Annotated in this window: 20 protein-coding genes; 5 read left to right on the top strand and 15 right to left on the bottom strand. The window is 73.6% G+C overall.

The features are described 5' to 3' along the window. Window positions 1-7: 7 nt before the first annotated feature. Together AB0G35_RS10930 and AB0G35_RS10935 are read right to left on the bottom strand one after the other, a co-directional pair. On the bottom strand, window positions 8-613 hold the full coding sequence (locus AB0G35_RS10930) for a DNA-3-methyladenine glycosylase I (protein ID WP_360947003.1): 606 nt from the start codon (window positions 611-613) through the stop codon (window positions 8-10). Next, complete coding sequence (locus AB0G35_RS10935; RefSeq protein WP_360947005.1) at window positions 610-1,053, bottom strand: DivIVA domain-containing protein; 444 nt, start codon at window positions 1,051-1,053, stop codon at window positions 610-612. Before AB0G35_RS10935 ends, AB0G35_RS10930 begins: the two co-directional genes overlap by 4 nt. Window positions 1,054-1,144: 91 nt before the next feature. Between AB0G35_RS10935 and folP the strand changes: the two genes are divergently transcribed. Next, window positions 1,145-2,005 carry a dihydropteroate synthase gene (gene folP / locus AB0G35_RS10940; RefSeq protein ID WP_360947007.1) on the top strand — a complete coding sequence of 287 codons (861 nt, stop codon included), beginning with the start codon at window positions 1,145-1,147 and terminating at the stop codon, window positions 2,003-2,005. Window positions 2,006-2,070: 65 nt separating this feature from the next. On the opposite strand, the gene AB0G35_RS10945 is transcribed toward folP, so the two are convergent. Together AB0G35_RS10945 and dapE are read right to left on the bottom strand one after the other, a co-directional pair. Further along, complete coding sequence (locus tag AB0G35_RS10945) at window positions 2,071-2,829, bottom strand: TIGR00730 family Rossman fold protein (RefSeq protein ID WP_360947009.1); 759 nt, start codon at window positions 2,827-2,829, stop codon at window positions 2,071-2,073. Between the two features lie 125 nt (window positions 2,830-2,954). Beyond that, the gene (gene dapE, locus AB0G35_RS10950) at window positions 2,955-4,046 is read right to left on the bottom strand and encodes a succinyl-diaminopimelate desuccinylase (RefSeq protein ID WP_360947011.1); all 1,092 of its coding nucleotides are present in this window, start codon (window positions 4,044-4,046) and stop codon (window positions 2,955-2,957) included. Between the two features lie 40 nt (window positions 4,047-4,086). Here dapE and AB0G35_RS10955 point away from each other — a divergent pair, with 40 nt between their 5' ends. Next, the gene (locus AB0G35_RS10955; protein ID WP_360947013.1) at window positions 4,087-5,013 is read left to right on the top strand and encodes a heavy metal transporter; all 927 of its coding nucleotides are present in this window, start codon (window positions 4,087-4,089) and stop codon (window positions 5,011-5,013) included. Between the two features lie 317 nt (window positions 5,014-5,330). Then, a complete protein-coding gene (locus AB0G35_RS10960) occupies window positions 5,331-5,801 on the top strand; it encodes an ATP-binding protein (protein WP_360947015.1) in 471 nt (156 codons plus the stop codon). Between the two features lie 78 nt (window positions 5,802-5,879). Here AB0G35_RS10960 and AB0G35_RS10965 read toward each other — a convergent pair whose 3' ends face one another. Together AB0G35_RS10965 and fdxA are read right to left on the bottom strand one after the other, a co-directional pair. Continuing rightward, window positions 5,880-6,977, bottom strand: coding sequence for a bifunctional succinyldiaminopimelate transaminase/glutamate-prephenate aminotransferase (locus AB0G35_RS10965; protein ID WP_360947017.1), 1,098 nt, complete (start codon window positions 6,975-6,977; stop codon window positions 5,880-5,882). 151 nt (window positions 6,978-7,128) lie between these two features. Beyond that, window positions 7,129-7,449 carry a ferredoxin gene (gene fdxA, locus AB0G35_RS10970; protein ID WP_018089397.1) on the bottom strand — a complete coding sequence of 107 codons (321 nt, stop codon included), beginning with the start codon at window positions 7,447-7,449 and terminating at the stop codon, window positions 7,129-7,131. A gap of 140 nt (window positions 7,450-7,589) precedes the next feature. On the opposite strand from fdxA, the gene AB0G35_RS10975 reads away from it, so the two are divergent. Next, entirely contained in the window at window positions 7,590-8,660 is a 1,071-nt protein-coding gene (locus AB0G35_RS10975; RefSeq protein WP_360947019.1) for a GNAT family N-acetyltransferase, read from the top strand. A 17-nt stretch (window positions 8,661-8,677) separates the two neighbouring features. Next, window positions 8,678-9,550: a transglutaminase-like domain-containing protein gene (locus AB0G35_RS10980; protein ID WP_360947021.1), complete on the top strand. Its 873-nt coding sequence runs from the start codon at window positions 8,678-8,680 to the stop codon at window positions 9,548-9,550. On the opposite strand, the gene AB0G35_RS10985 is transcribed toward AB0G35_RS10980, so the two are convergent. From AB0G35_RS10985 to AB0G35_RS11025, 9 genes are all read right to left on the bottom strand, one after another. Next, a complete protein-coding gene (locus AB0G35_RS10985) occupies window positions 9,517-10,650 on the bottom strand; it encodes a PP2C family protein-serine/threonine phosphatase (RefSeq protein ID WP_360947023.1) in 1,134 nt (377 codons plus the stop codon). The two genes, AB0G35_RS10980 and AB0G35_RS10985, sit on opposite strands and share 34 nt — an antisense overlap. 97 nt (window positions 10,651-10,747) lie before the next feature. Further along, window positions 10,748-11,353 (bottom strand): response regulator transcription factor, encoded by a 606-nt coding sequence (locus tag AB0G35_RS10990; protein ID WP_360947025.1) that lies wholly within the window; start codon window positions 11,351-11,353, stop codon window positions 10,748-10,750. Between the two features lie 53 nt (window positions 11,354-11,406). Continuing rightward, window positions 11,407-12,663, bottom strand: a complete 1,257-nt coding sequence (locus tag AB0G35_RS10995) for a sensor histidine kinase (RefSeq protein WP_360947027.1) — start codon at window positions 12,661-12,663, stop codon at window positions 11,407-11,409. Further along, window positions 12,660-13,397, bottom strand: coding sequence for an ABC transporter permease (locus AB0G35_RS11000; RefSeq protein WP_360947029.1), 738 nt, complete (start codon window positions 13,395-13,397; stop codon window positions 12,660-12,662). Before AB0G35_RS11000 ends, AB0G35_RS10995 begins: the two co-directional genes overlap by 4 nt. Next, window positions 13,394-14,362: an ABC transporter ATP-binding protein gene (locus tag AB0G35_RS11005; protein ID WP_360947031.1), complete on the bottom strand. Its 969-nt coding sequence runs from the start codon at window positions 14,360-14,362 to the stop codon at window positions 13,394-13,396. Before AB0G35_RS11005 ends, AB0G35_RS11000 begins: the two co-directional genes overlap by 4 nt. 169 nt (window positions 14,363-14,531) lie before the next feature. Continuing rightward, window positions 14,532-16,682: a hypothetical protein gene (locus tag AB0G35_RS11010; RefSeq protein ID WP_360947033.1), complete on the bottom strand. Its 2,151-nt coding sequence runs from the start codon at window positions 16,680-16,682 to the stop codon at window positions 14,532-14,534. Window positions 16,683-16,900: 218 nt separating this feature from the next. Further along, complete coding sequence (locus AB0G35_RS11015) at window positions 16,901-17,428, bottom strand: DUF6113 family protein (RefSeq protein ID WP_360947035.1); 528 nt, start codon at window positions 17,426-17,428, stop codon at window positions 16,901-16,903. Then, window positions 17,425-18,366 (bottom strand): N-acetyl-1-D-myo-inositol-2-amino-2-deoxy-alpha-D-glucopyranoside deacetylase, encoded by a 942-nt coding sequence (gene mshB, locus AB0G35_RS11020; RefSeq protein ID WP_360947037.1) that lies wholly within the window; start codon window positions 18,364-18,366, stop codon window positions 17,425-17,427. The genes AB0G35_RS11015 and mshB overlap by 4 nt, the downstream gene beginning before the upstream one ends. A 101-nt stretch (window positions 18,367-18,467) precedes the next feature. After that, the gene (locus tag AB0G35_RS11025; protein WP_360947039.1) at window positions 18,468-18,662 is read right to left on the bottom strand and encodes a hypothetical protein; all 195 of its coding nucleotides are present in this window, start codon (window positions 18,660-18,662) and stop codon (window positions 18,468-18,470) included. Window positions 18,663-18,822 lie beyond the last annotated feature (160 nt).

Below are 18,822 nucleotides of genomic sequence, written 5' to 3' on the forward strand. Positions count from 1 at the left end.
GGCCGGGTCAACCGGCCGCCGCCTCCACCGCCGCCCGGACGTGGCAGTCCGCCAGATGGTCGTTGACCAGGCCGCAGGCCTGCATCATCGCGTAGGCCGTGGTCGGGCCGACGAAGCGGAAGCCGCGCTTCTTGAGGTCCTTGGCCAGCGCGGTGGACTCCGGGGTCACCGGCTGCACCTCGCGCACCGTGCGCGGCACCGGACGGCCGGCCCGGTCGGGGGCGTAGGACCAGATCAGCTCGTCGAGCTCGCCGGGGGCCAGCGCGGCGGCGACCTTGGCGTTGTTGATCGTCGCGGCGATCTTGGCGCGGTTGCGGATGATGCCGGGGTCGGCGAGCAGCCGCTCGGCGTCCGCCTCGGTGAACCGCGCCACCTCGGCGACCCGGAACCCGGCGAACGCGGCGCGGAACCCGGGGCGGCGCCGCAGGATCGTGATCCACGAGAGGCCGGACTGGAACGCCTCCAGGCTCATCCGCTCGAAGAGCGCGTCGTCGCCGTGGACCGGCAGGCCCCATTCCGTGTCGTGGTAGGCGCGGTAGTCCGCCATCTGCGCGGACTCCATGCCCCACGGGCAGCGCGGGATCCCGTCCGGCTCCGTCACCACACCGCTCATCGGCCCTCCCCCTCTTCCGGGCCGCCGGCCGGACCGGTCCCGTCCGCGTCCCCGGAACGGCCGCCGCCGGCCCCCGGCCGCTTCTCCGGCACCGGTCCGGCCGCGGCCGGGCCGTCCTGTATGAGCCCCGGGCCGCCCATCGCCGCGGCGTGCGCCCCGGCCAGCGCGGCCTCCAGCTCGGCGATCCGGGCGTCCCTCTCGGCCAGCTCGGCGCCCAGCCGGTCCAGGACGCCGTCGACGTCGTCCATGCGGTAGCCGCGCACGGTCACCGGCAGCCGGACGGCGTCCACGTCGCCACGGCCCAGCGGGCGGTCCACGGGCAGCGGGTCGGACAGCCGGTCCGGCTCGGCGTCCCGCAGGCCACCGCCGTCACCGCCGACGACCACGAGCGTGACCGCGGCGACCACCACGACCATCGCGATCAGCAAGAACCAGAACACGACCAACTCCCCGGACTTGTGCCTGCTCCGATCGTGCCATGCGGGTCCGACAGTTAGGGTCGCTCCCGGACCACGGAGAGGAAGTCAGGGAATGCTGCGGCTGGGTAATCGCGAGTTCGGACCGGACGAGCGGGTGATCATGGCGATCGTCAACCGGACTCCGGACTCCTTCTACGACCAGGGCGCCACCTTCCGTGACGAGCCCGCGCTGGCCCGGGTGGAGCAGGCGGTCGCCGAGGGCGCCGCGATCATCGACATCGGCGGGGTCAAGGCGGGGCCCGGCGAGGAGGTCAGCGCCGAGGAGGAGGCCCGCCGGACGGTCGGTTTCGTGGCCGAGGTGCGCCAGCGCTTCCCCGATGTGGTGATCAGCGTCGACACCTGGCGGCACGAGGTCGGCGAGGCGGTCTGCGAGGCCGGCGCGGACCTGCTCAACGACGCCTGGGGCGGGGTCGATCCGCTGCTGGCCGAGGTGGCGGCGCGGTACGGCGTCGGCCTGGTGTGCACCCACGCCGGCGGGGTCGAGCCGCGCACCCGCCCGCACCGGGTGGCCTACGACGACGTGATGGCCGACATCCTCCAGGTCACGCTCGGACTGGCGGAGCGGGCCGTGGAGTTGGGCGTGCGGCGGGACGCGATCCTGATCGACCCGGGGCACGACTTCGGCAAGAACACCCGGCACAGCCTGGAGGCGACCCGCCGGCTGGACGAGATGACCGCCACCGGCTGGCCCGTGCTGGTCTCGCTGTCCAACAAGGACTTCGTCGGCGAGACGCTCGACCGGCCGGTCAAGGAGCGGCTGCTGGGCACCCTCGCGACCACGGCCGTTTCGGCCTGGCTGGGCGCCCAGGTCTACCGCGTCCACGAGGTCGCCGAGACCCGCCAGATCCTCGACATGGTCTCCTCGATCGCCGGCCACCGGCCCCCGGCGGTCGCCCGCCGGGGCCTGGCCTAGAGACCTGGAGAAGTGCCTCCCCGAGCAGGCCGCAACAGGGGAGGCACCGGCTGAATCCGGCCCGGTCAGGGCTGGATGCCGCCGACCTCCTTGGTCACCAGCGTGATCGCCTCGTCCACGTCGTCGCTGAGGTGGAACAGCTCCAGGTCGTGCATCGACGCCTTGCCCTGGGCGATCAGGGTGTCGCGCAGCCAGTCGACCAGGCCGGCCCAGTAGGCGGTGCCGAACAGCACGATCGGGAAGCGGGTCACCTTGCGGGTCTGGACCAGGGTGAGCGCCTCGAAGAGCTCGTCGAGGGTGCCCAGCCCGCCGGGCAGCACCACGAACCCCCGGGCGTACTTCACAAAACACGTCTTGCGGACGAAGAAGTACCGGAAGTCGACACCGAGGTTCACGTACGGGTTCATGCCCTGCTCGAAGGGCAGCTCGATGCCCAGTCCGACGGAGGTGCCACCGGCCTCGTGGGCGCCCTTGTTGGCCGCCTCCATGGCGCCCGGACCGCCGCCGGTGATCACTCCGAAACCGGCCTCCACCAGCGCCCGCCCGATCCGCACGCCGGTCTCGTACTCCTTGGAGTCGCGCGGCGTACGGGCCGATCCGAAGACGCTGACGGCCGGGCCCAGCTCGGCCAGCGCGCCGAAGCCCTCGACGAACTCCGACTGGATGCGCATCACACGCCAGGGATCGGTGTGCACCCACTCGGAGGGGCCTGCGGAGTCCAGCAGCCGCTGGTCCGTGGTGCCGGCCTGCACCTGGTCGTGGCGGCGCAGAACGCGACCCAGCCGCTGCTCACCGGGGGCCGGTGCTCCCTCGGGACTGGCCATGACATGCTCCCTCCGCTGACGATCGTTTGCCGTTTCAGCGTAGATCCGACGGGCTGAAGCGCAGGGGAATTCCGCTGGTCCGCCAGGGATCGGCGACCGGTCCCGAGGGGTGTGGTGCACGTCCTTCAGGCGGTGAGCCAGGCGCGCAGCCGCTCCTCACAGTGCAGGATGCGCTCGGTCTCGACCCGTTCGTCCTTCTTGTGCGCCAGCAGCGAATAGCCCGGCCCGTAGTTGACGGCCGGGACGCCCAGGGCGCTGAAACGGGAGACGTCGGTCCAGCCGAACTTGGGCATCGCGGTGCCGCCGACGGCCGCCATGAAGGCCTTGGCCGCGGGGTGCGACAGCCCGGGCAGCGCGCCCGGGGAGTGGTCGTCCACGACGAACTCGTCGACCGGGCAGTCCGCGAAGACCTCGCGGACGTGGGCGATCGCCTCCTCCGGGGTCCGGTCCGGCGCGTAGCGGAAGTTGACCGTGACCGTGCAGGCGTCGGGGACGACGTTGCCCGCGACGCCGCCCTCGATGCGGACGGCGTTGAGGCCCTCGCGGTATTCGAGGCCGTCGATCACCGGCCGGCGCGGCTCGTAGGCGGCGAGCTTGGCCAGGATCGGGGCGGCGGCGTGGATCGCGTTGGCGCCCATCCAGCTGCGGGCGGAGTGCGCGCGCTCCCCGGTGGTGCGCAGCAGGACCCGCAGGGTGCCCTGGCAGCCGCCCTCCACCTGGGCGTCGGAGGGCTCCAGGAGGACGGCGAAGTCACCGGCGAGCCACTCGGGGTGGGCGTCGGCGACGTGCCCGAGGCCGTTGAGGTGCGCGGCGACCTCTTCGTTGTCGTAGAAGACGAAGGTGAGGTCCCGGTTGGGCTCGGGGACGGTGGCGGCCATCCGCAGCTGGACGGCGACGCCGGACTTCATGTCGCAGGTGCCGCAGCCCCACAGGACGCCGTCCTCGTCGAGCCGCGACGGGACGTTCTGTGCGATCGGCACGGTGTCGAGGTGTCCGGCGAGCACCACCCGCTCGTCGCGGCCCAGCTGCGTACGGGCCACGACGTTGTTGCCGTACCGGTCGACGGTCAGGTGCGGCAGGGCGCGCAGGGCGTTCTCGACCGCGTCGGCGAGGTCCTTCTCGTTGCCGCTCTCGGAGGGGATGTCGACCAGCTGCGCGGTGAGCGCGGCGGCGTCGAGCGACAGGTCGAGGACCGGGGGGTGTGTGGAGCGCTCCATGGTTCCGACCCTATCGGCAGCACTCCAGTACGGTGGGCTCGTGTCCGCCCGTCCCGCCTTCGCCGTCCGCCGCAGCCGCCTGTGGCGTTTCACCGCAGCCTTCGCCGTACTGCTCGGGCTGGCCGGCTACCTCCTGGTGCAGTACATCACCGGCGGTCCCGGCGCGCCGCACTGCACGGTCCGCGCCGAGGGTGACGAGGAGGCGTACGAGCTGTCGCCGGAGCAGGCCGCGAACGCCGCGACGATCTCGGCGGTGGCGTCCTCGCGGGGGCTGCCCGAGCGTGCGGTGACCATCGCGCTGGCGACCGCGATGCAGGAGTCCGGGCTGCGCAACATCGAGTTCGGCGACCGGGACTCGGTCGGGCTCTTCCAGCAGCGGCCGTCCCAGGACTGGGGCACGGTGCGGCAGATCATGGACCCGGTCTATTCGGCCGGGGAGTTCTACCGGCATCTGGCGAAGGTGCCGGGCTACTCCCGGCTGCCGCTGACCGTCGCCGCGCAGAAGGTGCAGCGCAGCGGCTATCCGCAGGCGTACGCGAAGCACGAGGCGAACGCCGCCCGGCTGACCGGCGCGCTGACCGGGCGCGACGCGGGCGCGATGACCTGCACCGAGAGCCGGCCGGAGGACAGCCGGGCGGGCGGCGCCGCGGACGTGCGGCAGAAGCTGGTGCGGGAGTTCGGGGCCGGGGTGCTGCCGCGGACGGACTCCGCCGCGGGCCGCGGCGCGGGCGGCAACCGCGGGGTGACGGTGCCGGTGGGGCAGGGCGGCGGCCCGGGTTCGGAGGGCGCCCGGCGCGGCTGGGAGCTGGCGACCTGGGCGATGGCGCACTCCGCGGAGCTGCGTATCGAACAGATCTCTTACGCCGGCCGGACGTGGACGGCGGACGATTCGGGGAAGGGCTGGCAGAACCGGCCGGGTGATTCCGCGGCGGACGGGCGCGAGGTTCGTATCATCACCGCGCAGTAGTTTGCGATATCGCCCGGAAGGGTTCCCGGGTGCGTGCCTACGGCAATTCCCCGGGAAATGGCGCGAGTTGGCGTCCGGGCGAGTGCGCTTTCCGTCAATTCCCCTGCGGGCCAAGGGCCGTGACGTTTCCGCATCCGCGGGTGCGCGTCCATATCGCCCTTCTTTCCACACGCCCGATTATGCGATGCGTTACCAACTCTTTACCGGAGTTCACCGCAACCTTCGGGGGCCTGACGCGGTAGTCAGTGCGTCCGCCCGGCGGACATGGCACACCACATCTGTCAGAAGTCCGAGTCCTTCTCCGTAAAAGGAGCACCATGTCCCTCCCCGTTACGCGTCGGATCGCCCGAGCCGCCCTGCTCGTCGCAGCAGGCGCCGCTCCCGTGATCGCTGCGGCCGGTTCCGCGAGCGCCGCGAACCTGCCCGTGAAGGCACCCGACCTGGTCGGCGGACTCACGGCGCCCCTGGACTCCCACAAGACGGGCGACACCCTCGACCGCGCCGCGCACCACGGCGTCGGCGTGCTGAACGAGGCCGGCAACAAGGCGGCGACGAAGCTCGCCCCGGCGCTGGTCGAGACCGCGGGCCCGGTCGTCAAGAAGGCCATGCCGCTCACCAAGGGCGCGACGGACAAGGCCGAGAAGGTGGTGCGCCCGGTCGCGAAGGAAGGCGTCTCGACCGAGTCGCTGCCGCGCAAGGCGGCCGGCGGTCTGCTCGGCTCGCCCCAGGCGCTGGTCGGGAAGGCCACCGGGCTGCTCGGCGGGCTGCCGCTCGGCGGCCAGGCGTAACGACGTACGACGACGCGCAGGGGCCCGGGGAGAGTGCTCTCCCCGGGCCCCTGCGCGCGTGGCGTCAGCCGGCGCGGTTCACCCCGCCAGGCGGCGCACCGCGGCGGCCACCCGCTCGTCGGTGGCCGTGAACGCGATCCGTACGAACCGCTCGCCCGCGGCGCCGTAGAACTCCCCGGGAGCGACCAGGATGCCGCGCTCGGCGAGGGCCCCGACGGTGTCCCAGCAGGGCTCGTCGCGGGTCGCCCACAGGTAGAGCGACGCCTCGCTGTGCTCGATGCGGAAGCCGTGGTGGAGCAGCGCCTCGCGCAGGGCCGTGCGGCGGGCCGCGTAGCGCTCGCGCTGTTCCCGGACGTGCGTGTCGTCGCCGAGCGCCGCCACCACCGCGGCCTGGGTGGGCGCCGAGGTCATCATGCCGCCGTGCTTGCGGATCTCCAGCAGCGGGCCGAGGACGGCCGGGTCGCCGGCCAGGAAGGCGGCGCGGTAGCCCGCCAGGTTGGAGCGCTTGGAGAGCGAGTGGACCGCGACCAGGCCCTCGTACGAGCCGCCGTTGACGTCCGGGTGCAGGACCGAGACCGGGTCGGCCTCCCAGCCCAGTTCGAGGTAGCACTCGTCGGAGACCAGGAGCACGCCGTGCTTGCGGGCCCAGGCGACGATGCCGGTCAGCTCGTCCTTGGAGAGGACCTTGCCGGTCGGGTTCGACGGCGAGTTCAGCCAGAGCAGCTTGAGGTTCGCCGGGTCCAGGTCGCGCGGGTCGTCGTAGACCTCGTGGTCGGCGCGGGCCAGGCGGGCGCCGACCTCGTACGTCGGGTAGGCCAGGCGGGGGTGGGCCACCTTGTCGCCGGGGCCGAGGCCCAGCTGGGTGGGCAGCCAGGCCACCAGTTCCTTGGAGCCGACGATCGGCAGGACGTGGTGGTGGGTGACCCCGCGGGCGCCCAGACGGCGCTCCAGCCAGCCGGTGATCGCGTCGCGCAGCGCCGGGGTGCCCCAGACCGTCGGATAGCCCGGGGAGTCCGCGGCGTCGATCAGCGCCTTCTGGATCAGCTCGGGGACCGGGTCGACCGGGGTGCCGACGGAGAGGTCGACGATCCCGTCGGGGTGCGCGGCGGCCGTCTTCTTGTACGGCTCCAGCTTGTCCCAGGGGAAGACCGGAAGCCGGGCGGAGACTGCGGACACGGGGTGGCTCACTTTCCTCGGTGCGGCAAACGCCTCGGTCCCGTACGGCGGCGATCAAGGCGATCGGGCCGTACGGGACCGAGGCGGCGCCGTGCGGCCGCTGATGACTCCGGGGAGGGGAAGCCGCGGGGCTCCCCTCCGGTCCGGTCGGTTACTGGTTCTGCGGCGGCAGCGCTGCGATGAAGGGGTGGTCGCGCTCGATCAGGCCGAGCTTGCTGGCGCCACCGGGCGAGCCCAGCTCGTCGAAGAACTCGACGTTCGCCTTGTAGTAGTCCTTCCACTCCTCCGGGGTGTCGTCCTCGTAGAAGATGGCCTCAACCGGGCAGACCGGCTCACAGGCGCCACAGTCGACGCATTCGTCCGGGTGGATGTACAAGGACCGGGAGCCCTCGTAGATGCAGTCGACCGGGCACTCCTCGATGCACGCCTTGTCCTTGACGTCGACACAAGGCTGCGCGATGACGTAGGTCACGCTGTCGTTCCTCCTCGTTAGGGCCGGCGGACCGATTGGCGGTACCGCCGCAGGGCGCGCGGGAGCGCGGCGTCGTCGATGCCCGCCACCTAGTATCTCCGTTCCCGGGCACGAGACGAACAAGAGGGGCGGTTTGAGCGATGGAATTCCTGGCCGGCGGTCGCGCGGAAGTCCAGATCACCCGTGCTGACGTGGGCAAAAGGGTATCCGTCCGGCGCCTCACGGGGGACCGGGAGGGGGGTCCGGCCTTCACGGACGCGGTCGGGGTGCTCACATCGTGGGACGGGGGTGTGCTGAGCATCACACGCCGCTCCGGCGAGTGCGTACGGATCGCGGAGTCCTCGCTGGTCGCCGCCAAGGTCGTGCCCGCGGCCCGGCCACGGAGAAAGGTGCCCGCCGCCTCCGCACGCGAGCTCCAGGAGGTCGCGGCGCGCGGCTGGCCCGCCACCGAGACCGAGCGTCTCGGGGAGTGGACGCTGCGGGCGAGCGTTCAGGAGGTGCCGGGCGAAGTCCGTCCTGGAGAGGTGGCGGCCGGGCGACGGGTGGGCTTCACGCGGCGGGGCAATTCCGTGCTGCCGATCGGGGACCCCGGGGTTCCGCTGGACACCGCGCTGGAGCGGATCGCGCAGTGGTACGCGGCGCGCGGCCTGCCGCCGGTGATCGTGGTCGCCACCGGGCGCGCGGACACCGACGAGGCGCTCGCCGCCGAGCTGGAGCGGCGCGGCTGGGAAGGCGAACGGCACACCCGGGTCCTGATCTCGGCGCTGGCCCCGCTGGCCGACACCGACGCGGACCTCTCCCGCGTCACCCTGTCCCGCGAGCCCGGCGAGGCGTGGCTGGCCCTCTACAACCGGACCGGCGACGCCGGCGGCCCGACCGCGACGGCGCTGAAGGTGCTGACCGGCGGTCCGTCGGTGTGGTTCGCGACGGTACGGGGCGCGGACGGCGGGACCGCGGCCATCGGGCGGCTGGTCGTGGACGGGCGCTGGGCGGGGTTCGCGGCGATCGAGGTGGCGCCGGACGAGCGGCGGCAGGGGCTGGCCTCGCTGGTCATGGCGGCGCTCGCCGGGCGGGCGCTGGACGAGGGCGCCTCCGCGGCGTACCTCCAGGTCGAGGCGGACAACGCGGCCGCGCTGGCGCTCTACGAGCGGCTCGGCTTCACCGACCACCACGGCTACCACTACCGCCGGGCCCTGCCCGGCGGGCGCTGAACGGGTATCGGTCACCTATGGCACCCCGTACGCCTGATGAGGAACCCGGGCCGGAGCCGGACGCGCGGGCCGCGCGGCGCCGCCGGTTCGCCGCCGCCGCCCGCGAGGAGCGGCCCGACCTGTCCCTGCTCTGCCTGCTGGTCGCGGCCGAGGCCGATCCCGGGCTGGACGAGGCGGGCATGGACGCGGCCCAGATCGAGCTGGACCGGCTGGCCGGGCTGCTGCCGTACCACCCGGCGGGCGGCCCGGGGGCCTGGGCCCGCAACCTGGCCGAGCTGCTCGGTACCCGCTGCGGCTTCGGCGGCACGCCCGCCGACTACCGGCGGCTGGAGTCCTCGCTGCTGCACGAGGTGCTGCGGCGCCGCCGCGGGCTGCCGATCCTGCTGTCGGTGGTGTGGATGGAGGTCGCCCGGCGGGCCGGCGCACCGGTGTACGGGGTGGCGCTGCCGGGACATTTCGTGGTCGGCTTCGGCGATCCGGCCGGGGCGCATGTGCTCGCCGATCCGTTCGCCGGCGGCCGGCCGCTCACCGACGAGGACGCCGCGCTGCTGGTCGCGGGGGCGACCGGCGGGCAGCTGACCCGGCCGATGACGTCCCCGGCCGACCCGCTGGAGATCGTGCTGCGGGTGCTCAACAACATCCGGGCCTGGGCCGAGGCCCGTCCCGAGCACAGTGCGGTGCAGCTGTGGGCGCTGGACCTGGCGCTGCTGCTGCCCAGCCATCCCGCGCGCCTGCGCCATGAACGGGCCCAACTCCTGGTCCGGCGCGGGCAGTTCCTCGAAGGCGCGGCGGAGCTGACGGAGTACGCCGAGGTGGTGGCGGCGGTCGACCCGGCCGGCGCGGAGGCGATCCGCCGTCAGGCCGCGGCGGCCCGCGCCATGCTCAACTGAGGGGCGGCGGCCCGGCGGCCGACGACCAGGACCGTGGCGTCGTCCTTGAGGTCGCCGCCGGTGAAGCCCTCCAGGTCGGCCCGGAGGGTGCGGGCCAGCTCGGGCGGCTCCAGCCGGGTCCAGCCCGCCAGCCGCTCGCCCAGCGGGTAGAAGATGCCGTCCGGGCCGCGCGCCTCGGTCACCCCGTCCGTGCACAGCACGATCCGGTCGCCGGGTTCCGGGCGGACCGGTACGCCGCGCCGTGGTTCGCCGCCGAGCGGGCCCAGGCCCAGCGGCAGTCCGCCCTCGCCGTCCCGGCGCTCGTACACCGCACCGTTCCGGATCAGGTAGTACGGGATGTGGCCGCAGGACAGCACCCGGCCCTGCGGCGGCCCGGCCCCGCCGTCCCGTACCTCCACCAGCAGCGCGGTGACGAACCGTTCGTCGGCGCCCTGCTCGGCCGAGCGGGCGTTGTAGCGGGCCAGCGCCTGCTCCATCCGGTCGGCCACCGTCTCCAGGGCGTCGTGGTAGTGCGCGGCCTCCCGGAACGCCGCCAGCACCTCCAGTCCGGCGCCGATGGCCGGCATGCCCTTGCCCTGGACGTCGCCGATCATCAGCCGCAGCCCGTGCGGGGTGTCGACGGCCTCGTAGATGTCGCCGCCGACCCGGGCGCCTTCCTGGGCGGAGACGTAGAAGCCGTACGCCTCGACGGGGCCGGCGCGCAGCGGCAGTTCGCGGAGCATGGCCCGCTGCACGGTGTCGGCCACCAGGCTCGTCCGGGCGTACAGCGCCTCCCGTTGGAGGCGGACGCGGCACAGCATCACGGAGAAGGCCGCCGCCAGGCAGGCCCCGAAGACCGCGGTGATCCGGCTGACCGGGGCCCAGTCGGCGACGGTGAAAAGGTCCACGTACAGCAGGCACAGCAGGTAGACGGCCGCCACCAGGACGGTCCGCCGGAGGGAGCAGCGCAGTGCGGCGTACAGCGGCGCGATGCCCAGGAAGGCGGACTGGTGCAGCTCGGGGCCGAGGTCGACCGCGTCCAGCACCGTGACGCCGACGATCACGAGGATCAGCGCCGCGGTGGTGCGGGGGCCGCCCTCCGGGACGCGGCTGAGGGGCATCACACTTCAAGCCTGCGGGACGGTGCGCGCGGCCGCACCGGGGCGAAGGTCCCGGTTGCGCCGGCCGGGCCCGCGGGGCCGCGGGCGCCGCGGGTGACTACAGCCAGCCCTTGTCGCGGGCCGTGCGGACCGCCTCGGCGCGGTTGCGGGCGCCGGTCTTCTGGATGGCGGTGGAGAGGTAGTTGCGGACCGTGCCCTGGGAGAGGTGGAGGGCGGCGGCGATCTCGGCGTTGGTGGAGCCGTCCGCGGCGGTCCGCAGCACCTCCCGTTCGCGGGCGGTGAGCGGGCTGGCGCCGTCGGCCAGCGCGGCGGCCGCCAGCGCCGGGTCGATGACCCGCTCGCCGCGCAGCACCCGGCGCACCGCGTCCGCGAGCCGGGCCGCCGGGGCGTCCTTGACCAGGAAGGCGTCCGCGCCGGCCTCCATGGCGCGGCGCAGGTAGCCGGGGCGGCCGAAGGTGGTGAGGATGACGATCTTCACGCCGGGCAGCTCGCGGCGCAGCGCGGCCGCCGCGTCCAGGCCGCTGAGGCCCGGCATCTCGATGTCCAGCAGGGCGACGTCCACGTCGTGCGCCCGCGCGGTGGCCACCACCTCGTCGCCGCGCGCCGCCTGTGCGGCGACCTCCAGGTCCGCCTCCAGCGACAGCAGCGCGGCCAGCGCCTCCCGGACCATCGACTGGTCCTCGGCCAGCAGCACTCTGATCATGCCGGTCAGCTTAGGGCCGGGCGCAACCGCCCGGGGCCGGCGTACGGCCGGGGCTACGCCTGGCCCGGCAGCCGCTCCGGGAGGGTCCCGGCGGCGGGCGGCGCGGGGGCCGGGGCGGCCAGGGGTACGGAGGCGCGCAGGGCGAAGCCGCGGCCGCGCGGGGCGGGGCCGGTCTCCAGACGGCCGTCGGCCCGCGCCAGGCGCTCGCGCAGCCCGGTCAGGCCGTTGCCGTCGTGGCCGCTGCCGCGCGGCGGCCCGATGCCGTCGTCGATGACCGACAGGCACAGGTAGCGGCGTTCGTCGGCCTCCCACTCCTCGGTCAGCAGCAGCTCGCAGCGGCGGGCACCGCTGTGCCGGACGACGTTGGTGACGGCCTCGCGCAGTGCCCAGGCCAGGGCGCCCTCCTCGTCGGCGGAGAGGTCCCGCTGCTCGTCGTCCAGCGCCGGGTCGACGGCGGCGGTGATGCCGGCGGTGCGCAGCGCGGCCCGGGCGCCGGCCAGCTCGACGGTGATCCGGGGGCGGCGGTAGCCGGTGACCGCCTCCCGTACGTCGACCAGCGCCTGCCGGCTGACCCGTTCGATGTCGGCCACCTGGCGGGCGGCGTCGTCCGGGCGGTCCGGCAGCATCCGGCCGGCCAGCTCGCTCTTGAGCGTGATCAGGGAGAGCGAGTGGCCGAGGAGGTCGTGCAGATCGCGGGCGAGCCGCAGCCGCTCGTCGTTGGCGGCGAGCCGGGCCACCTCCTGGCGGGCGGCGCGCAGCTCCTGGGTCGTACGGATCAGGTGCTGCACGCCGACCATCATGAAGCCGCAGCCCAGGGCGGGCAGGCCGTAGGCGAAGAGGTAGTAGTCGCGGATTTCCGGGTAGTGCCAGCCGACGGCGAGGAGCAGCGCGGTGACCAGCGGGATGGCCCAGCGGGACTGCTGCCAGGACAGGACCACGCCGCTGGCCACGCTGGTGAAGATGAACAGCACCAGCCAGGAGAAGTCCATCGTGCAGGAGAGGGCGAGGGACAGCGCCAGCAGGACGGCCAGTGCCGCGTACGTCACCTGGCGGGTGAGGGTGCGCCACATGTGGCGGAAGACCAGGGCGAAGTAGGTGAGGACGAAGAGGGCGAGCCCGAGGAAGCCCCAGATCCGCTGGCCGGTGGACACACCGGGCTGGAGGAGCTGGCCCACCGGCCCGGCCAGGTACAGCAGCCAGAGGGAGGTCCACGCGGTCTTGCTGAGGGCCTGGCGGCGGCTGCGGGGCTCCTGCCCGATCCGGATCGGGTTGTAGTCCTCGGGTTCGCTCTTCTTCTCCACCGGCGTCACGCCTTCCGGGTGTCCTTGCGGTACAGCCAGGCCGCGCCGCCGGCGAACAGCACCAGGTAGCCGGCGAGGACGGCGATGTCCTTCAGGTGCGGCGCGCCGCCGGCCTCGACGGCGGTGCCGAGCGCCGCGTACGCGTGGCTGGGCAGCCATTCGGCGACGTCCTGCACCCACTGCGGCAGGAGCGTCAGCGGCATCCACAGACCGCCGAGGAACGCCAGGCCGAAGTAGATCAGCATGGCGATCGGGCGGACCGCGTCGCCGGTGGCCAGGTAGCCGATGGCGACGCCCAGCGCGGCGAAGACGAAGCTGCCGAGCCAGGTGCCGGCGGCGATCGCCAGCCACTGCCAGGCTTCCAGCCGGACGCCCTTGACGACCGCGGCGACGAGCATGACCAGCACGATCGACGGCAGGCTGACGGTCGCGGCGGCGCCCATCTTGGCGGCGACGTAGCCGCGGCCCGGCAGGGCGGTCAGCCGCAGTTGCCGCACCCATCCGTTCTCGCGTTCCTTGGCGATGCGCTCGCTGTTGCCCAGCAGCACGGCGGTCATGGCACCGAATGCTGCCATGGACACCATGAAGTACAGCCCCATGTCCAGCTTCATGCCGGGGAGCGGGGTGCGGTCCGCGCCGCCGGCGATGATCAGGTACAGCGCCGGCGGGTAGATCACCGAGAAGAACATGAACTTCTTGTTGCGCAGCGCGCGGACGATCTCCAGCTTGATCAGGGTGGTCATCGGGCCGCCTCCTCGGCGGTGGCGGGGCTCCGGTCGGACGCGGTGGTGAGGGCGATGAAGGCCTGCTCCAGCCCGAGGCCGGAGACTTCGAGGTGGTGCGGGTAGAGGCCGAGGCGGTAGACGGCGTGCACGGTGGCGTCGGCGTCCTGGGACTGGATCCGGACGGTGCGCCCGGAGACCTCCAGGGAGGTCAGGTACGGCAGGGCGTCCAGCGCGGCGCGGTCGACCGGCTCGTCGAGGTCGAAGGTGACCCGGCGGGCGCCGGCCCGGGCCTTGATCTCGGCGGCGGTGCCGTCGGCCAGCACCCGGCCGCGGTGCAGCACGATCACCCGGTCGGCGATCGCGTCGGCCTCTTCGAGGTAGTGGGTGGCGAACAGCACCGTACGGCCCTGCCGGGCCTGCTCGCGCATCGTGCCCCAGAAGGTCTGCCGGGCCGAGACGTCCATGCCGGTGGTCGGCTCGTCCAGGACGATCAGGTCGTTGGCGCCGGCGGTGGCGAGCGCGAAGCGGACCCGCTGCTCCTGGCCGCCGGAGAGCTTGTCGACCATGCGGTCGGCGATCTCGGTGATGCCGGCGGTGGCGAGGACCTCGTCGAGCGGATAGCCGTGCGGGTGCAGATCGCGGGCCAGCTTCACCAGCTCGCGGACCTTCACGCCCTCCATCAGGCCGCCGCTCTGCAGCACGGCGCCGACCCGGCCCTGCTCGATGGCGCGCTGGGGGGTCGTGCCGAAAAGGGTCACCGTGCCGGCGTCCGCGCTGCGCAGGCCGAGCAGCAGGTCGAGGGTGGAGGATTTGCCGGCGCCGTTGGGGCCGAGGAGGGCGACGGTCTCGCCGGGGTGCAGCTCCAGGTTCAGGTCGGCGACCGCGCGCACCGCGCCGTAGCTCTTGCTGACCTGACGGAAGCTGACCACCGGTGTCCGGCCCGCCTCCTGGGCGGTGACCGTGCTGGTCGCTGTCGTCTTCATGGTGCCAGCCTCCCGGTCGCGCCCCGGTGCCCGGCAGTGTCGGACGTCCGTACTCCGGGATGACATCTGTCATGGGGGAGGCCCCCTAGGGGTTCTCCCGGAGTGGTGTGCCGGGAGTGCCTCCAGGGGGCCTCGGGCCGGTGGCCGGCCGGGCTGGTCCGGTCCGCCGTCAGCCGTCCGCGCCGATGGTCTGGACCCGCTCGGCGGGGGTGCGGCCGAGCAGCGCCTTGGCGACCGCGCTGGCCACCTCCTCGACGGTGACCGGCTTCTTCGAGCCGTCGCCCTTGGTGAGCAGGACGCCGTTGAAGGTGTCGCCGTAGAGCTCCTTCAGGGCGGTCCGGTCGTAGTACGGCACCAGCTCGCCGTTGCTGCCGATCTTGAACGACAGGAACTTCGGGATGGACTTCTGCGGGCTGAACGAGACCGCGTGGGCGCCCGTACGGACCGTCACCAGGCCGGACATGGCGGGCTCGGCGTACTGCTTCATCGCCCGGTCCACCGCGGCCTTGCTCACCCGCGGCTGCTGGGTGCCGGCGGCGAGGACCACGGGGGTGTCGGTGCCGTTGGTGACCCGCTCGCGGTAGGCGTCGGCGACCTTCTGGCGGGACGCCTTGACGTCGATCGCCTTGTGCGGGACGCCGTAGTGCGGCACCGCCTTGCCGTTCTCGAAGGTGATCCCGCCGTCCTCGGCGGCGCCCCCGGGCCCGGCGATGTTCTCCAGCGCGACCGCCAGCTTCTCGTCGTCGACGACCATGGCGGGCTTGGCCGTCCGGTCGACGCCGAACAGCGAGCCGATGACGGAGACCGGGTTGTAGTCCCGGCCGGCCGCGTTGCGGACCGTCGCCTGCGGGTCGACGTCCAGGCCCGCCTTGGCCGGCAGCAGGGTCTCGGCCTTGCCGTCGACGGTGAGCTTGAGCGGCGCGGTGCGGCGGTCCTTGAGCGCCGCCTCCAGCTTCTTGACGGCGTCTTCCTTGGTGGTGCCGCCGATGTTCACGCCGAGCGCGGTGGTGCCGTTGGGCACGTCGGCGTGGTCGAGCAGCAGACCCGCACCGTAGGCGACGCCGGCCAGGACGACGACCGCGACGCCCGCCAGGACCAGCTTGTTGCGGCCCTTCTTGGGCGGGTTGATCGGCTCGGGGATCTTGGGCCGCGGCTTGGGGGCGCCGCCGCCCTCGCCGGGTCCGGCGGCGAACGGCGAGGGGGCCGACGGACCGTCCGCCCCGGGGACCGCCGGGATGCCGCTGACCAGGGTGTCGCCGGACACCCGGTCGCGACGGCCGGGCGCCCCGCTCCGGGGGCCGCTCTTCGGGCCGCCGGGCACCGGGCCGGCCTGCGAGCCGGGCAGACCGCCCGAAATGCCGCCGGCGCCGACGCCGCTGCCCGGGCCGGTCAGCGGTCCGGGGGCCTGCGGGGTGAGTTCGGCGGTGTCGTCGATCTTCGGACCCGGGCCGGACGCCGGGTCACTGAAGCCGGGCGGGAGGTTGAGCGACGAGGTGCCCTTGGCCGGGCCCGTGGTGGGTCCGTTCGGGCCGGCCGCCGGGGAGTCGAACGGGCTGTGGTCCCGGGCCACGCCGGGGGGCGCGTCGAACGGCGAGGCGCCGCCGTGCGCCGCGCCGTCGAACGGCGAACCGGTGTCCCGCGGGGCGCCGTCGAAGGGCGAAGCGGCGTCCTGCTGCCCGCCGTCGAACGGCGAGCCGCCACCGGGCCGGGCGCCCTCGTCGAACGGCGAGCCGCCGCCCTGCGCCGCCGGGCCGTCGGAGAAGTACGGCAGGTCGGGGCGCTGGGGCGCGCCGGTGCCCGACGGGCCGCGCGGCGGGGTCGTACCGCCCGGGGCGGGCGGCGCGGGGTGCGAGCCGGTGCTCGACGACGAGCCGGCCCCCTGAGACGTACCGGCCTGCGGCTTGCGCGGCGCGAACCAGTCGCTGGTCTTCTCGCCGCGGCCGCCCGTGGTGGCGTCGCCCGCGGCGGCCTCCGGGCGGGGGGTGCTGCCGGTGCGTTCGGCGCCGCGCTCGGCACCGCGCGCCGGGCGCGGGGCGCCGCGGGAACCGCCGGACCCTGCCGATGCGTTCATGCCGGACTCCTCACCGACGGGCTTGCGCACGACGACCGGCGGGATCGGGCGGGAGCCCGGAATGTTGATCTTGATCCGCGTCGTCAGCGTGGTCTCGGTCTTGGGCTCCTCCGGCTGCGCCGCGGCACCGGGCGCCAGGGCCTCGTCGGCGTCTCCCCTGGGCGAGCCGTACGGCGGCGTCCCTGACGGGTACGCGGCTCCGCCACGGCCCCGCGGGCCGGAGGACGAACTGTCAGATTCACGACTCAAAGCAGGTTCTCCCGGTTGGCGCTCCGCCGCTCGTCAGAGATGATCCCCGGCCTCAGGACCGGAGGGTGCCCCCAGGGCGGCGCGACGGCGCGCACCACCATACTGTCCGCCGCGGGCGGACACCCGGGGAGCCGACGAACACCGCCGCCATGGGCGAACCCCCTGCACCGGGGCCACTCGCCCGGACCCGCGCGGCATTCGTCCTGGTATGCACCATGTCATCCGCCAACTCGGCCGGGGCGGGCGCCCATCGTGCGCATCTGGGCCGCGGTGGCACAGATCACAGCCACCAGGATGCCGCCCAGCAGGAAGACGTAGGAGCCGGCGCCCGGGCCGAAGAGGAAGTCGCCTTCCGGCCGGACGTCGCTCAGCAGCAGGAACACCGTCACCAGCCAGGCCGCGCCGGGCACCAGCGCGCCGGCGGTGGTGCCGCTCGCCCGGGTGCCGCCGTAGAAGAGGCCGCCGACGGCCGCCAGCGCCAGCACCAATCCGCCCGGGAACCAGGCGGCTTGCACCAGCGTCCCGGCCAGCGCCACCAGCACACCGGCGACCAGAAGCAGTACGTATATGCCGATCCGGCCGCCGGTGAGCGGTGCCGGTCCGGCCGCGGGTGCGGCGGGTGCGCCGGACCGCGGGCGGGCGCCGGACCCGCCGCCGGACGCCGCACGGGACCGCTGCCCCTTGCCCGCGCCACCCTTGCCGCCGTCAGCGGCCGCGCCGCCGTTGCCGCCCTTCGCCGTGCTCATTCCGCCGCCTCCTCAATCCGGGCACTCTCCTCCATACCCGCCATTTCGCCGATACCCGCGAAGAGGTCGTCCTCACGGTCCCCGGCCGCCACTCCCGGAACGCCGTGCACCAGCCGATAGTGCTCCGTGCCGAACAGCGGCTGCCCCAAGTCGTTGGAGAGCGCGAAGAACGGCCCGTCGACCGCGATCTGGGTGTAATGGGCGCGCATCGCCGCGGCCTTGGCCGCGGCGTACGCCGGGTCGCCGGAGATCGAGGCGGTCACCTCGGAGTCCGGCACCACCCCCGGCACGTCGTCGACGGTGGCCACGCCGGGGAAGCCGTGCCCGGCCGCGCGCAGCCGTGCGAAGCCCTCCTCGACCACGGAACGGGGGTTGCAGTTCCAGTAAATCTTCCCGATCGCATACGCGCCGCCCAGCTCCGGCCGGAAATCCGCGCGCGCGGCCAGCTCGGCGCCGCGCATGGCCACGCGGTGCGCCTTGATGTGGTCGGGGTGGCCGTATCCGCCGTTCGGGTCATAGGTGACCAGGACCTGCGGCCGGACCTCACGGATGACGGCCACCAGGTCGGCGGCCGCCGCGTCGAGCGGGGCCTGCCAGAAGGAGTCGGGCCGGTCGTTCTGCGGGGCGCCCATCATGCCGGAGTCGCGGTACCGTCCCGGCGCGCCGAGGAAGCGGTGGTCGGTGACGCCGAGCTCGGCCATGGCGGCGGCCAGCTCACCGACGCGGTACGGGCCGAGGCCGCCGTCCCGGTCCGGCGCGAGGTGCGCGAGCTCGGGCGGGATCACCTCGCCCTCCTCGCCGCGCGTGCAGGTGACGAGGGTGACCAGCGCGCCCTCGGCCGCGTACTTGGCCATGGTCACGCCGTTGTTGATCGACTCGTCGTCCGGATGGGCGTGGACCAGCAGGAGACGGCGGGCGGAGGGAGGGTGGGCGGTCATGCGGACAAGCCTACGAGCCGCCACCGACACCCTCACCCCGCGCTCGGGTCCGGACGTGCCGCCGCCCGGGTACGGACGCGCCGCCGCTCAGGACCCGCTGCTCAGAACTTGATGCCGCCGATCATGCTGGCGACGTTCGTCGTCAGCTGCTTGACCGACGGAGCGATGGACGAGCTGGCCAGATAGAAGCCCAGCAACATACAGACGAAGGCATGCACGGCCTTCAGCCCGGCCTTCTTGACGAGCAAGAAGACGATGATCGCCAGCAGCACCACCGCCGAAATCGAGAGTGCCACGGCGGCTCACCTCCAAGTATCCACGACCCGAACAGAGTTGATGGTGCACGGAGCGCCGCCGCGGACCGTACACCGGGGTATGCCAAGGGCTCTTTACCCCGTACCCACTACGCGCAAGGGATCATAACTTTCCGTCCAAGCGCATAAGTCGGAGCACGGA

This window comes from Streptomyces sp. NPDC021749, assembly GCF_040640655.1.
Classification (GTDB): domain Bacteria; phylum Actinomycetota; class Actinomycetes; order Streptomycetales; family Streptomycetaceae; genus Streptomyces.